This window comes from Bacillus sp. YH3-2-B2, from assembly GCF_053663335.1.
This window is the reverse complement of record NZ_JBSJQE010000006.1, coordinates 1-14,983: the sequence shown is the minus strand read 5'-3', so window position 1 is coordinate 14,983 and position 14,983 is coordinate 1. Positions and strand designations below refer to the sequence as shown.

Sequence of the window (14,983 nt, the reverse complement as noted above, 5' to 3'; positions counted from 1 at the left end):
TCTTCATTCCCCTAAAGGATTGCGCTTCCGGTAGACTTCATACATGAGAAGGCCGGCCGCTACCGACGCATTCAGAGACGTGACTTTTCCGGCCATCGGAAGTTTAATGAGAAAATCACATTTCTCTTTCACAAGCCGGCCCATTCCTCTGCCTTCGCTTCCGATAACGAGCGCCAAAGGCATCTTGCCGTCCATAGAGCGGTAGTCTTCCCGGGCGGATGCATCCGTTCCGACGACCCAAATCCCCCGCTCCTTCATTTCATCAAGTGTCCGGGCAAGGTTGGTCACCTTCACGACAGGGATGTGTTCAATCGCACCGGTCGAAGCTTTTGCGACCGTCGACGTCAGTCCGACCGCTCTGCGTTTCGGAATCACAATGCCGTGTGCACCGACAGCGTCAGCCGTTCTCATGATGGAACCGAGATTATGAGGGTCTTCCAGCTCGTCCAATATGAGAAAGAAAGGCTGTTCGTTTCTCTCTTCCGCTCTTTTATATAATTCGTCTAATTGTGCATATTCATATGCCGCCACCTGGGCGACAACACCCTGATGCTGCCCCTCCACCATCTGATCGAGTTTTTTCCTCGGTACAAATTGAATGGTGACGCCGCGCTTTTTAGCAAGCTCCATAACTTGCTGCGCCTGTCCTTTTACTGTGTTTTCCGCCATCCATAACTTATACAGCTTGCGATCTGACTTTAACGTCTCAATCACAGCGTTTTTTCCTATGACGTAATCATGTTGCTGACTCATTTGTTTTCCTCCCTGACGTCCCGACTTGTATAGCCTCAGCAATCAGCTGATTCAGTCTTTCTTCTCTTTTCTCAAGAAAAAGGTATCCGAGTAAAGCCTCAAAAGCTGTACTATGGCGGTACGTCTGTACATCTGTGTTTTTAGGCGTCGTCCCTGATTTCGCGTTTCTGCCTCTTCTCAGCACGGCTTCCTCTTCCTCCGTGAAAAAGGATTCGTCCTGAAGGCGGAACAATATGTCTGCCTGTGATTTTGCCGATACAATCCGGCTCGCCTTCTTATGAAGGTCATTCGGTTTCGTAAAGCCTTGCTTAAGCAGGTGATGCCGGACGTATATTTCAAAAATGGCATCACCCATATAAGCGAGCGCAAGACCGTTTAACTGCTTTGAATCTTTGATTTGTTCAAATTGAAGCATCCGCTTATTCTCCCCGCTTCCAGCGAGTTCCCTGGGCCGTATCTTCAAGAATGATATTCATGCTTTTCAGCTGATCGCGAATCTGGTCTGACAAAGCAAAATCGCGATTGCGGCGGGCTTCATTTCTCTTCTCAATCAACTCTTCAATCTCTTCGTCGACAAGCTCTTCTTCGCCGAGTGTAAGTCCGAGAACGGATCCGATTCTGTCAAACATGCTGATAAAGGCTTTAATCACGTGATCCGCCGTATTGTCTTCCTGCATGTAGTAATTGGCGAGCTTCGCCAGATCAAACCAAACGGAAATCGCATTCGCCGTATTAAAATCATCATCCATTGCTTCTTCAAACGCAGTGCGGTGCTCTTCGATTTTAGCGAGCCATTCCTCATCATTGTCAGTCAGATTCGTGCTGCTAATCAAACGATGGTTTAAATTACTGTATGCCGTCTTCAGGCGGTTAAACGCGTTTTTTGTTTTCTCAAGCAGCTCTTCCGAATAGTTGATCGGGTGGCGGTAATGAACGGACAGCATGAAAAATCTCAAAAGCTGCGGGTCATATTGCTTAATGATATCGTGCACCAAAACAAAGTTGCCGAGCGATTTTGACATTTTCTCATTATCGATATTGATATATCCGTTATGAAGCCAGTATTTTGCGAATGTCTTGCCTGTTAATGCTTCAGATTGCGCGATTTCGTTTTCATGGTGCGGGAATGTCAGGTCCTGACCGCCGGCGTGAATATCGATTTCGTCACCCAAATACTTTTTCACCATTGCGGAGCATTCAATATGCCAGCCCGGGCGGCCTTTTCCCCAAGGGCTATCCCATGAAATTTCTCCGTCCTTAGCAGCTTTCCAAAGCGCAAAGTCCAGCGCATCCTCTTTCTTCTCGCCGACACGGATACGCGCGCCTGATCTGAGTTCATCAATGGATTGCTGAGATAGCTTGCCGTAGCCTTCGAAGGCCCTTGTTTTGAAATAGACGTCGCCTTCTGATTCATAAGCGTAACCTTTTTTAATCAGCTCGCTGACAAATTCAATAATGGCGTCCATGTTTTCCATGACCCGGGGGTGAAGATCCGCTTTCCGGCATCCGAGGGCGCCCACGTCTTCAAAATACGCTTTAATGAACCGTTCAGAAACGGTCGGGACGTCCTCGCCGAGCTCGTTGGCCGCCTTAATCAGTTTGTCGTCAACATCGGTGAAATTCGATACGTATTGAACATCGTATCCTTTATACTCCAAATAGTTGCGTACGGTATCATACACAATCGCCGGACGGGCGTTTCCGATATGAATATAGTTGTATACAGTCGGTCCGCACACGTACATTTTTACTTTGCCTTCCTCAAGAGGAACGAATGTTTCTTTTTTCCGTGTCAATGTATTATAAAGTGTAATGGTCATTTTTGGTTGATCCTTTCTTTTTTATCTTCCAGTTCAGCCTGCAGTTCAAAAATCTGCTGCTCCAATGCTCTAAACCGGTCAGCAACCGGATCGGGCAAGTCTTGGTGATTGAGATCGCGTTTGATTTTTCTTCCGTTCTGAATGACGACTTTCCCCGGTATGCCGACAACGGTCGAAAAGTCGGGAACATCACGAAGCACAACGGAGCCGGCCCCTACTTTAGAGCCCTGCCCGACCGTAATAGAGCCGAGCACCTTCGCTCCGGTTGCAATTAAAGCATCATCTTTTATGGTCGGATGCCGCTTTCCCTTTTCTTTTCCCGTCCCACCAAGAGTGACACCTTGGAATACCGTCACGTTATTGCCGATTTCACATGTTTCCCCTATGACGACCCCCATACCGTGATCAATGAAAAACCTTCTCCCGATGGTCGCGCCGGGATGGATTTCAATTCCGGTAAAGAAACGGGCAATCTGTGATATCAGGCGCGCCAGGAAGAAAAATCTCCGTTTATATAAAGCATGTGCAATCCGATGCGCCCATATAGCATGTAAACCAGAATAAGTTAAAACAACTTCGAAATAGCTTCTTGCTGCCGGATCTTGATCGAACACTGTATCTATGTCTTCTTTTAGCATTTTAAAAAACACATGCTTCCCCCCATTCTCTCCCCGCTCCAGTCTGTTTTTCCGCCTATAAAAAAAGCGCCTCTGCATGTAAACATGACAGAGACGCTTTTACCGCGCGGTTCCACTCTGTTTGAAAAACAAGTCACTGTTTTCCCAACTTAAAAGCCGGTAACGGCGGCGGCCGCCTTTAAATACTGATTTCCGCAGAAATGTTCTTCAAAGGTCTTAAGGGCGCACTTCTAAAACATGACGCATGAATCTCTCTCAGCCGACGAAGATTCTTTCTGTAATGGTCATTGTTTTATACTCTTCCCTGTCAACAATCGTATATTTAAATGCTTTTCAGGCGTCTGACGGCTGTTTCTCTGCCGATCAGCTCAATGGCCTGCGGAAGCTCCGGACCGTGTGTCTGACCGGTAACCGCTACACGAATCGGCATGAACAGCTTTTTGCCTTTATGGCCTGTTTCTTTCTGAACAGCTTTGATTGAGGCTTTGATCAGCTCAGGCGTAAATTCTTCAAGCTCTTCAAGCTTCGCAGCAAATACGCTGAGCACTTCAGGCACCTGTTCTTCTTCCAGAACGGCTTTTGCCTCTTGATTATACTCGATCTCATCTTTAAAGAACAAATCAGTCAGCTCGACAATTTCAGCGCCGTAGCTCAATTGCTCATGGTAAAGAGAGATTAATTTACGAACCCATTCCTGTTCTTCGGCAGAAAGCTCAGTGCCGACTTTTCCTGCTTTTTGCAGGTGCGGCAGGGTCAGCTCAACCACTTGATCAAGATCCAGCGCTTTAACGTATTGGTTGTTGACCCATTTCAGTTTATGCATATCAAACAGAGCCGGTGACTTAGACAAACGATTTACATCAAAAATTTCAATGAATTGTTCTCTTGTGAAAAGCTCTTCTTCACCGACGGGAGACCAGCCGAGAAGTCCGATAAAGTTAAACAGCGCTTCAGGCAGGTAACCCAGCTCATCATACTGCTCAATAAACTGGATAATTGATTCATCACGTTTACTTAATTTTTTGCGGCTTTCGTTTACGATAAGCGTCATATGTCCGAAGACAGGAATATCCCAGCCGAATGCCTGGAAAATCATGATCTGTTTCGGTGTATTTGAAATGTGATCCTCACCGCGGAGCACGTGCGTCATTTTCATTAAGTAATCGTCAATCGCGACAGCAAAGTTATACGTCGGTGTTCCGTCTTTTTTGACGATGACAAAGTCGCCGATGCCGTCTGATTCAAAAGAAATCTCGCCTTTTACGATATCGTTAAATGCGATGATTTTCCCTTCCGGCACGCGGAAACGGATGCTCGGCTGTCTGCCTTCGGCTAAAAACTGCTCCTGCTCTTCCTGAGTCAGGTTTCTGTGTTTGCCGGAATAGCGCGGCATTTCCCCGCGGGCGATTTGCTCTTCACGTTCTTTCTCAAGTTCTTCTTCCGTACAGAAACATTTATAAGCAAGCCCTTTTTCAAGAAGCTCTTCATAGTACTCTTTGTAAATGTCGTTACGCTCAGACTGGCGGTACGGGCCGTATTCTCCGCCGACATCCACACTTTCATCCCAGTCCATGCCGAGCCATTTCAAATAGTTGAGCTGGCTTTGCTCTCCGCCTTCAATATTTCGCTTTTTGTCCGTATCCTCAATCCGGATAATAAACTTTCCGCCTTGGCTGCGGGCAAATAAATAGTTAAAAAGCGCCGTTCTGGCGTTACCGATATGCAAATGTCCGGTCGGACTCGGTGCATAACGAACGCGTACTTCATTTCCCATGTTCAAATACTTCCTTTCATCTCGTCTGTAGCCTCTAGCCGAATATATGTATCTATTCTACCACCAAATAGACCCGGCATCAAAACAATGATCAGGCTTTTTGGATCAGAACGGTTGCCTGAGCGGCAATTCCTTCGGCTCTTCCGGTAAACCCGAGCTTTTCAGTCGTCGTCGCTTTTACGTTTACTTGAGAGACGTCCGCCTCAAGGCCTTCAGCTATCCGTTTTCTCATAGCATCAATATGCGGCGCCATTTTCGGCTTTTGCGCAATAATCGTGCAGTCTATATTTCCGAGTACGTACCCTTTTTCTTTTACAATGTTCCAGACATGCTGAAGCAGCTTAAAAGAATCCGCATCCTTGAATTCCGGATCAGTATCCGGGAAATGTTTGCCGATATCTCCTTCACCTGCCGCTCCGAGACACGCGTCTGCGACTGTATGCAGCAATACATCAGCATCTGAATGTCCGAGCAGCCCCTTTTCATAAGGAATTTCAATTCCGCCGATGATGAGAGGACGGCCTTCCGTTAATTGATGCACATCAAATCCTTGTCCGATTCTAAACATTATGATTCCCACTTTCCGCTTTCATGATTGCTTCCGCAAATATCAGGTCATCCGGCGTTGTCAGCTTAATATTGGTATAGCTGCCTTCAACGATACTCACCTGATATCCATCAAGACGCTCGACGAGGCTGGCGTCATCCGTACCTAAGAAGCCTTTGTTTTCCGCTTCCATATGCGCCGTCTTCAATAAAGAAAGACGAAAAGCTTGCGGCGTTTGAACGGCCCACAAGCTTGAACGGTCAAAGGTCTCCGCAGCCCGGGAGCCTTCCGCCCGTTTTATCGTGTCTTTCACAGGAACAGCCAGGACAGCCGCTCCCGCCTCCTCTGCTGTTTCAACGAGCTTATCGATATGCTGATGTGTGACAAACGGGCGCGCTCCGTCATGAACAAGGACGACCGATTCCTTATCAATCACTTTCAGTCCTTCGTATACACTGTGCTGACGCTCCGCACCTCCGGTAACAAGCTCAATTTCCGTCTGAATCGGACATTGGGCCAGCAGCTGGCGAAAATCTTCCCGTTCACTCTCGTTTATCACCAGGATTATTTTCTGACAGGGTGCGTGGCTTTCAAAAACCCGCAGTGTGTGCATAATAACAGGCGCACCTTTTAAGCTGATGAACAGCTTATTTTTCCCGGCCTTCATCCTTTTTCCTTGTCCGGCAGCCGGAATAACGACAACATACTCCATATGAACTCCCTCTTAAAGAGCTTTCTCAAGCAGCTTGGGCTTGGCAAAAATCATTCGTCCCGCCGCTGTCTGCAGTACGCTGGTTACGAGCACATCAATATGTTTCCCTATATAATTGCGGCCTTCTTCCACAACAATCATCGTGCCGTCATCCAAGTAAGCCACACCTTGATTATGCTCTTTCCCGTCCTTAATCACCTGCACATTCATCTCTTCGCCCGGAAGCACAACCGGCTTCACCGCGTTTGCAAGGTCATTAATATTCAGTACTGCAACCTTTTGAAGCTCGCATACTTTATTTAAATTAAAATCATTCGTCACAACGACGCCGGAAGTCAGCTTCGCAAGTTTGACAAGCTTGCTGTCAACCTCCTGAATGTCTTCGAAGTCGCCTTCATAAATTTCAACCGTAATATCCAGTTCCTTTTGAATGCGATTCAAGATATCCAGTCCGCGGCGTCCTCTGTTACGTTTTAAAACATCTGAAGAATCAGCGATATGCTGTAATTCCTCCAGCACAAATTGAGGAATGACAATGACGCCTTCTAAAAAGCCCGTCTGACAAATATCTGCAATTCTCCCATCAATAATAACACTTGTATCCAAGATTTTCAGCCTTTTATCCTGTTCTTCCTGCTCCTCATCAGCACTTCCCTTTTTCTTCTGCATTCTTGCAGAAATGGAGAAAAGACTGATCAGTTCATCCTTTTTCTTAAATCCGACTTGGAAGCCCAGATAACCGAGAAAGAAAGCCAGAAAGACCGGAATGATGGTGCTGAATATACGGTACGGAATATTGTCCAGCGGAATCACGTTTACAATGAGATATGCGATGATAAGTCCAAAAACCAATCCGAGACTCCCGAATAACAGATCCGGCACCGGAGCTCTCAGCAAAGAATCTTCAATCCATTTTACCCAATTAATCACATATTCTGTCGTCCATATACTGATGAGAAAAAAGATAATAGCACCAATTGCAGCAGACGTATATGCGTTTGTTATTAAAGGTATGTCCTGTATATTTGACAGCACAAACAATTCAGGTATTAAAAAGATACCGACAACGCCGCCCACAATAATGAAGAACGCCTGAACTATTCGTTTTAACATACCTCCACCTCCTTTTAAGTAGCATTTTTTCAGCAGACTGTCAGAGCCTACAAATTCAGAATAAACAAAAACTAACAATAATATACCCGGATTCCGACAGGTTTAAGCGATACTTAAAGCTGTCTATCTATATAGTGTTTTTCCTGAAGGCGTTTTAAGCCTTTTTTGATTTTTTGGGCGCGCACTTCGCCGATACCCTCGACATCATCAAGCTCTTCTACAGTGGCTTCCGTTATGCTTGGCAAAAATCCGAACGCCTCAACCACATTTTCAACAATCGGCATCGGCAGACGCGGAATTTTGTTCAGCAGCCTGTATCCTCTCGGGAGCACATAATCATCAAGATTCGTAGAAGCCGGATATCCAAGCAGTTTAAACAGAATGGAATCATCAAGCAGATCATAGCTGGACATATCCTGAAGCTCTTTTAACAGCACGAACGGATCTTTGATTTTTTCTTTGACATAGTCTTTGATGAAAAGTGCCGCCTCTTCTTCCATGTCCGTAATCAGTTCAATCACCTGCAGACGGATTAAGTGTCCTTCCGTTCCGAGTTCTTTAATATACATATTGATTTCATTTTTTATTCGAAGCACCATTTCATACCGATGCATGACAGACAGTACGTCACTGAATGTCACAAGCTCCTCAAACTCTAATGCGTTTAAAGCCGTAATCGTTTTGTCTAAAATGGTTTTATACTTCTCGAGCGTTTGAATGGCCTGATTTGCCTTTGTTAAAATAAAACCTATGTCCTTTAGTGTGTACTTCATGCTGTCCTGATATAACGTAATGACATTTCTGCGCTCAGAAATGGCGATGACGAGACAGCCGGTCTGCTTCGCCACCCGTTCCGCCGTACGGTGCCTCATTCCCGTTTCTGAAGAAGAAATGGTCGCCTCCGGCATAAGCTGCGTATTCGCATAAAGAATTTTCTGGCCGGAATCACTTAAAATAATGGCACCGTCCATTTTGGCCAGCTCGTATAAGTGAGCGGGCGCAAATGATGTATTAATATGAAAACCGCCATCCACGACTTGCTTTACCTTATCATTGTATCCGACAACAATCAGGCCGCCTGTATTTGCCCGAAGTACATTCTCTATCCCGGCTCTGAGCGGGGTGCCCGGTGCAACGAACTGCAGAATTGCAGACAGGTCAAGCTCTTGTTTCGCCCCTTTTTTCTCTTTTTCCATCTATTATGATCCTCCTAATGAAGTACGAAGCGCTTCAGCAACATTTGCTACTCCGACAACCTCAATCCCTTTTGGTATTGTCCACCCGTCTGCATTCGCCTCAGGTATGATCATGCGCTTGAAGCCGAGTTTCGCCGCTTCTTTTACGCGCTGTTCGATTCTTGACACCCTGCGGACTTCTCCTGTCAGTCCCACTTCACCGATAAAGCAATCTGCGGGATTCGGCGGTGTATCTCTGAAGCTTGAGGCAATGCTGACGGCTACTGCCAAATCAATCGCCGGTTCATCCAGTTTGACCCCGCCGGCGACCTTTAAATATGCATCTTGATTTTGAAGCAAAAGACCCACCCGCTTCTCAAGCACAGCCATAATTAACGATACCCTGTTGTGGTCAATGCCTGTAGCCATGCGGCGCGGGTTTCCAAAACTGGTCGGTGATATGAGCGCCTGGATTTCAACCAGAATCGGTCTCGTTCCTTCCATTGATGCAACGATACTCGAACCCGATGCCCCGGCAGAACGCTCTTCCAAGAAAATTTCAGAAGGGTTGAGCACTTCCGTAAGCCCCTCTTCCCGCATTTCAAAGATGCCCATTTCATTTGTTGAGCCGAACCGGTTTTTTACAGCCCGCAAAATACGGAATGTATGGTGCCGCTCTCCTTCAAAGTATAGAACGGTATCGACCATGTGCTCAAGCAATCTCGGCCCTGCGATCGATCCTTCTTTTGTGACGTGTCCGACGATAAAAATAGGTATGCCGTTTGTTTTCGCAATTTTCATCAATTCGGCCGTACACTCTCTTACTTGCGATACACTGCCGGGAGCTGAGGTGATATCACTTTGGTAAACGGTCTGAATGGAGTCTACGATAACAAATGCGGGTTTCATCTCTTGTATAGCAGACGAAATATACTCCATATCGGTTTCAGATAAAACATGTAACATTTGGCTGTTGATGCCAAGTCTGTCGGCGCGCAACTTCGTTTGCTTCACGGATTCTTCCCCTGAAATGTAAAGCACGCTGCCGGCTGTATCTGCTAATTGTGCGGATACTTGGAGAAGGAGCGTTGATTTTCCGATCCCGGGATCGCCGCCGATCAATACTAACGAGCCTTTCACAACGCCGCCGCCAAGCACTCTGTTGAATTCTTCAAGCTTTGTGTGAACGCGGGGTTCTTCTGAAGTTTCAATTGATGTAATGGGTGATGGTTTCTGGACGGTTTGAACGGAGTGGGAGAAAGCCGCCCGCCGATTCGCCGGCGCTTTTTTTATGGTTTCTTCCACCATTGTATTCCAAGCCCCGCAGCCCGGGCACTTTCCCATCCACTTTGCGGATTCATAACCGCATGAGTGGCAGATGAATTTTGTTTTTGATTTAGCCATATATGTTGTAAGACCTCTTCCTTATCGAATATTTCTCTATATAACAAAGTGAGGCATACACTCGCTTACGTATGCCTCATGTTTGTCACTATATTAGTTCGTTTTAGCAGTTGTTTTTACGACAAATTCGCCGTCCTCAACATCAAGAACAATGTGCTGGCCTTTATCAATATTGCCTCTGAGGAGTTCTTCTGATAACCGGTCCTCCACATGCTTTTGAATCGCTCTTCTTAACGGACGTGCGCCGTATTCCAAATCGACGCCCTCTTCTGCTACTTTTGCTTTTGCAGCATCCGTCAGCTCGATAGAGAGATCTTGTTCTTTCAGACGTTTTGTTAACTGATCAGACATAAGCGACACGATGTCTGTAAGATGTTTTTTCTCAAGGGAGTGGAAGACGATAATTTCGTCAATCCGGTTGATAAACTCAGGTCTGAAGGCACGCTTCAGCTCTCCCATGACTTTGTCTTTCATGTCTTTATGGTTTTGTGATTCATCCTGGACATTGAAGCCCACATATTTGTTGCGCTTCAGCTCGCTCGCCCCGACGTTTGACGTCATAATCAGGATCGTGTTGCGGAAATCCACAGTGCGTCCTTTTGAATCAGTCAAGCGTCCGTCTTCAAGCACTTGCAGGAGAATGTTAAACACATCAGGGTGCGCTTTTTCAATTTCATCAAGCAATACGACAGAGTAAGGTTTTCTTCTCACTTTTTCTGTCAGCTGGCCGCCTTCATCATAGCCGACATATCCGGGAGGAGAACCGACAAGGCGTGAAGTCGAGTGTTTCTCCATGTATTCGGACATATCCACTCTGATCATCGCTTCCTCATCACCGAAAATGGATTCCGCCAGCGCTCTTGCCAGCTCTGTCTTCCCAACGCCTGTAGGGCCTAAGAAGATGAATGAACCAATCGGACGTTTCGGGTCCTTCAGTCCGGCTCTTGCACGTCTGACAGCCTTTGCAACGGCTACAACGGCTTCATCCTGGCCGATGACGCGGGAATGCAGAATGCTTTCCATATTGAGAAGCTTATCTGTTTCCGTTTGGGCAATTTTAGATACGGGAACCCCGGTCCAGCTGGATACAACCATCGCGATATCCTCTACAGAAACTTCGGAGTTCTCCTGGCCTTGTTTTTCTTTCCACGTTTTTTTCGTGTCTTCCACCTGTTCTCTCAGGCGCTGCTCTGTATCACGAAGGGAAGCCGCTTTTTCAAACTCCTGGCTCTGAACGGCAGCGTCTTTTTCCTTGCGAACTTCATCGAGTTTCTGCTCAAGCTCTTTTAAGTTCGGAGGCGTTGTGAAAGAACGGAGACGCACTTTTGAACCGGCTTCATCAATTAAATCGATCGCTTTATCCGGAAGGAAGCGGTCAGAAATATAACGGTCGGACAATTTAACCGCGGCTTCGATCGCTTCATCGGTAATGGATACGCGGTGATGCGCTTCATAGCGGTCACGGAGCCCTTTTAAAATTTGAATGCTTTCATCGGCTGACGGCTGATCCACCTGAATCGGCTGGAAACGGCGCTCGAGAGCCGCGTCTTTTTCGATATATTTACGGTATTCATCAAGCGTTGTGGCACCGATGCATTGAAGCTCTCCGCGGGCCAGTGAAGGTTTTAAGATATTCGATGCGTCAATCGCACCTTCTGCTCCCCCCGCTCCGATCAGTGTATGCAGTTCGTCAATGAATAAAATAATATTGCCGGCCTGACGTATTTCATCCATTACTTTTTTCAAGCGGTCTTCAAATTCTCCGCGGTATTTCGTACCGGCTACAACCGTACCCATGTCTAATGTCATTACGCGTTTATCACGTAATATTTCCGGCACTTCATTATTGATGATCTGCTGTGCAAGGCCTTCAGCAATCGCAGTTTTACCTACACCCGGTTCTCCGATAAGAACGGGATTATTTTTCGTTCTGCGGCTTAATACCTCAATAACACGCTGAATTTCTTTGCTTCGCCCGATAACCGGATCAAGACTGTCTTCCTTCGCAATCGCAGTTAAATCACGCGCCAGACTGTCAAGCGTCGGCGTGTTTGCATTGCTGTTGGTACCGGATGCAGAAGATCCCGTCTCATTGCTTCCCAGAAGCTGCAGCACTTGCTGTCTCGCTTTATTCAAGCTGACACCGAGATTATTCAGAACTCTCGCCGCCACGCCTTCTCCTTCACGAATCAATCCGAGAAGTATGTGTTCTGTTCCCACATAAGAATGTCCTAGCTTTCTAGCTTCATCCATGCTGAGCTCAATGACTTTTTTTGCTCTTGGTGTATAATGAATCGTTTGAGACATTTCCTGTCCCCGTCCGATTAAGCTCTCCACTTCTTTCTGAATTTTATCCGAACCGAGCCCGAGTGCTTGGAGTGCTTTAGCCGCAATCCCTTCTCCTTCACGAACCAGACCTAATAAGATATGTTCAGTTCCAATATTGTTATGGCCTAAGCGCAGTGCTTCTTCCTGTGCCAGTGCCAATACCTTTTGAGCTCGCTCTGTAAACCTTCCAAACATCATATCGAATCATCCTCCTGTCTATTTGCACTCATTTCTAAATGCAGCCTTTCCCTGATAAGAGCCGCTCTTCTCGCGTCTCTTTCGTTCGGCCGTAATGCACCGCCCGAATATTGCTGGAGAAAACCCGGCTGTGTCAAAATCATCAGTTCATTAAGTATATTGCTTGATAGCCCTTTGATGATCCCCAGGTCTATCCCCAGCCGAACGTCAGAAAGGCATTTCGCCGTTTCCTTCGATTCAATCATACGGCAGTTGGATAAAACGCCGTAAGATCTGAATACCCGGTCCTCCAATTCAATTTTCGAAGTTTGGTAAAGCGCTTCTCGGGCTGAACGTTCCTGCTCAATCAGCTGGGCAGCCACACTGTTTAAATCATCTACAATGTCCTGTTCTGATTTTCCGAGTGTGATTTGATTTGAAATTTGAAAGATATTTCCTAATGCTTCGCTGCCTTCACCGTAAATTCCTCTAACAACTAAGCCTAATTGGTTAATTGCCGGTATAATTCGATTCATTTGCCTAGTTAATACAAGGCCCGGCAAATGCATCATGACTGAAGCCCTTAGTCCCGTCCCTACATTTGTAGGACAGCTTGTTAAGTACCCTCTCTTCTCTCCAAAGGCGTAATCCACTTTCTCCTCAATCCAGTCATCAACCTGGTTTGCCGCTTTTATGGCGTTGAGAAGCTGGAAGCCGGGGAAGAGGCATTGAATTCTGATATGATCTTCTTCATTTAACATAATGCTGACTTCTTCATTTTCAGAAAGCAGACAGCCGCCAAAAGGAGATTCCGTTAAATTCGGGCTGATCAGATGTTTCTCCATCAGCACCCGTTTTTCCAAAGGCTGAGCTTCACTCATTCTGATTAAATGAAATTGACCGATATCAGGCAGTTCCTTACCTGAAAAATGATCTTCGAATTGCTGAATGATGGATGAGGCTTCTTCATTCGTATACCGGGCGGGAAACTTTATATTTTCAAAGTTTCGGGCCAACCGTATACGGCTGCTGAGTACAATGTCACTTTCAGGTCCCTTTTGCTTCATCCAATTGCTTAGTGCGTCCTGAATAAAATGCTTGAGCGACATTACCCTTGTTCCCCCTCACTGTCTGTACTTTTTAATTCCTGCTCTAACGATCGGATCTGATCCCTGACCTCCGCTGCTCTTTCAAACTCTTCGTGGTGTATTAAAGATTCAAGTTCTTTTTTTAACATTTCCATTTGCCGTCTTACATGCAGGTTTCCGCCTATTCGTTTTGGAATTTTCCCGGCATGCACCGTATTCCCGCTGTGAACTTTTCGCAAGATCGGCGTAATTTGGCTGTAGAACGTATCGTAACATTCCGCACAGCCGAAACGCCCTGTTTTTCTCAGCTGCTGAAACGTCATACCGCATTTCTTACAAGCTGTGCCTTGCTCTGAGTAGCCGAACATTTGAGAACCGGTGTTTTGAAATGAGGACTCCATATTCAGCAGCCCTGATAATAAATTATGAATCGAGAACCCTTGGTTTCCACTTATACTGTATGAATCGCTATTTTCTTTTGCACATTGTTCACAAATATGAACTTCTTGTTTTTCTCCATTAACAACTTTCGTAAAGTGAAAAGTGGCCGGTCTCTCATTGCATTCTTGACAAATCAATCTTTTCACCCGCTTACTTTAGTTTTAAAGATGTGAGCATTGCTTTCATCATTCTGGCTCTTAGTTCATCCCGTTCGGGCAAATCAATATATAGAACTGAACGATCCATTACACTCACCATCATTTTAGCTTCTCTTTCCGAAATAACTCCGTCCTCTAACAGTCTGAGAATAATGTCATCAGAGGCTGCCTGGGACAAGTGGGTATGGATCTGCGAAATAATATTATTGATGAGGACGACTTCGTTATTCATTTTAATTTTGATAATACGAATATAACCGCCGCCTCCCCGTTTACTTTCAACAATATATCCTCTTTCACTTGTAAATCTGGTGTTGATGACATAATTTATTTGGGAAGGAACACATTGAAATTTATCAGCGATTTCACTGCGTTTGATCTCTAAAATTTCTTTGCCATTTTGATCTAATACTTGTTTCAAGTACTGTTCAATGATGTCAGAAATATTATGTCCCACTCAACCCCCTCCTTTATTGACTTTGACTATATTTGACTTTAATCTTACTATAAGGTGTTTCGCAAAATTTTTCAACTGTATCGCTCTATCTCTATTATTTCCACTTTGCACAAGCATAAAACCTGCTTTTGCAAAAAGGCATATCGTTACGTTTCTCATATTATATAACGTATGCAGAAAAACACAAAAAAGGCAGCTCATGATGAGCTGCCTTTACCGTAATGATAGCTTGGCGGCGTCCTACTCTCACAGGGGGACCCCCCCGACTACCATCGGCGCTGAAGAGCTTAACTTCCGTGTTCGGCATGGGAACGGGTGTGACCTCTTCGCTATCGCCACCAAACCATTGAGAGTGTTCTCTCAAAACTAGATAACAGTAAGCATACATTCAAATTGGT

Annotated in this window: 14 protein-coding genes, 1 rRNA gene and 1 other annotated feature; all 15 genes read right to left on the bottom strand. The window is 45.7% G+C overall.

Annotated features, from left to right (window positions below; translation table 11 throughout):
- Positions 1–3 precede the first annotated feature (3 nt).
- The gene (rlmB, locus tag ACWJJX_RS18105) at positions 4–753 is read right to left on the bottom strand and encodes a 23S rRNA (guanosine(2251)-2'-O)-methyltransferase RlmB (RefSeq protein WP_003156413.1); all 750 of its coding nucleotides are present in this window, start codon (positions 751–753) and stop codon (positions 4–6) included.
- On the bottom strand, positions 737–1,168 hold the full coding sequence (locus tag ACWJJX_RS18100) for a Mini-ribonuclease 3 (protein ID WP_003156412.1): 432 nt from the start codon (positions 1,166–1,168) through the stop codon (positions 737–739). Before ACWJJX_RS18100 ends, rlmB begins: the two co-directional genes overlap by 17 nt.
- Before the next feature lie 4 nt (positions 1,169–1,172).
- Positions 1,173–2,573, bottom strand: coding sequence for a cysteine--tRNA ligase (gene cysS / locus ACWJJX_RS18095; RefSeq protein ID WP_003156411.1), 1,401 nt, complete (start codon positions 2,571–2,573; stop codon positions 1,173–1,175).
- Positions 2,570–3,223 (bottom strand): serine O-acetyltransferase, encoded by a 654-nt coding sequence (gene cysE, locus ACWJJX_RS18090; RefSeq protein WP_003156410.1) that lies wholly within the window; start codon positions 3,221–3,223, stop codon positions 2,570–2,572. Before cysE ends, cysS begins: the two co-directional genes overlap by 4 nt.
- A 74-nt stretch (positions 3,224–3,297) precedes the next feature.
- Positions 3,298–3,531: a binding site (T-box leader), on the bottom strand.
- Positions 3,532–3,533: 2 nt separating this feature from the next.
- Positions 3,534–4,985: a glutamate--tRNA ligase gene (gene gltX, locus ACWJJX_RS18085; RefSeq protein ID WP_015388783.1), complete on the bottom strand. Its 1,452-nt coding sequence runs from the start codon at positions 4,983–4,985 to the stop codon at positions 3,534–3,536.
- Between the two features lie 91 nt (positions 4,986–5,076).
- Positions 5,077–5,553 (bottom strand): 2-C-methyl-D-erythritol 2,4-cyclodiphosphate synthase, encoded by a 477-nt coding sequence (ispF, locus tag ACWJJX_RS18080; RefSeq protein WP_003156407.1) that lies wholly within the window; start codon positions 5,551–5,553, stop codon positions 5,077–5,079.
- Positions 5,546–6,244 (bottom strand): 2-C-methyl-D-erythritol 4-phosphate cytidylyltransferase, encoded by a 699-nt coding sequence (gene ispD, locus ACWJJX_RS18075; protein WP_025650291.1) that lies wholly within the window; start codon positions 6,242–6,244, stop codon positions 5,546–5,548. Before ispD ends, ispF begins: the two co-directional genes overlap by 8 nt.
- A gap of 12 nt (positions 6,245–6,256) precedes the next feature.
- Positions 6,257–7,357 (bottom strand): PIN/TRAM domain-containing protein, encoded by a 1,101-nt coding sequence (locus tag ACWJJX_RS18070; RefSeq protein WP_003156403.1) that lies wholly within the window; start codon positions 7,355–7,357, stop codon positions 6,257–6,259.
- A 113-nt stretch (positions 7,358–7,470) separates the two neighbouring features.
- Positions 7,471–8,553, bottom strand: a complete 1,083-nt coding sequence (gene disA / locus ACWJJX_RS18065; protein ID WP_003156401.1) for a DNA integrity scanning diadenylate cyclase DisA — start codon at positions 8,551–8,553, stop codon at positions 7,471–7,473.
- A 3-nt stretch (positions 8,554–8,556) separates the two neighbouring features.
- Positions 8,557–9,936 (bottom strand): DNA repair protein RadA, encoded by a 1,380-nt coding sequence (radA, locus tag ACWJJX_RS18060; protein WP_454023181.1) that lies wholly within the window; start codon positions 9,934–9,936, stop codon positions 8,557–8,559.
- 93 nt (positions 9,937–10,029) lie between these two features.
- A complete protein-coding gene (gene clpC, locus ACWJJX_RS18055) occupies positions 10,030–12,462 on the bottom strand; it encodes an ATP-dependent protease ATP-binding subunit ClpC (RefSeq protein WP_007410388.1) in 2,433 nt (810 codons plus the stop codon).
- Positions 12,459–13,550, bottom strand: coding sequence for a protein arginine kinase (locus ACWJJX_RS18050; protein WP_003156398.1), 1,092 nt, complete (start codon positions 13,548–13,550; stop codon positions 12,459–12,461). The genes clpC and ACWJJX_RS18050 overlap by 4 nt, the downstream gene beginning before the upstream one ends.
- Positions 13,550–14,107 carry a UvrB/UvrC motif-containing protein gene (locus tag ACWJJX_RS18045; protein WP_003156397.1) on the bottom strand — a complete coding sequence of 186 codons (558 nt, stop codon included), beginning with the start codon at positions 14,105–14,107 and terminating at the stop codon, positions 13,550–13,552. Before ACWJJX_RS18045 ends, ACWJJX_RS18050 begins: the two co-directional genes overlap by 1 nt.
- A 13-nt stretch (positions 14,108–14,120) precedes the next feature.
- Positions 14,121–14,585, bottom strand: a complete 465-nt coding sequence (gene ctsR, locus ACWJJX_RS18040) for a transcriptional regulator CtsR (RefSeq protein WP_003156396.1) — start codon at positions 14,583–14,585, stop codon at positions 14,121–14,123.
- Between the two features lie 227 nt (positions 14,586–14,812).
- A 5S ribosomal RNA gene (gene rrf / locus ACWJJX_RS18035) occupies positions 14,813–14,928 on the bottom strand.
- Between the last annotated feature and the right edge of the window lie 55 nt (positions 14,929–14,983).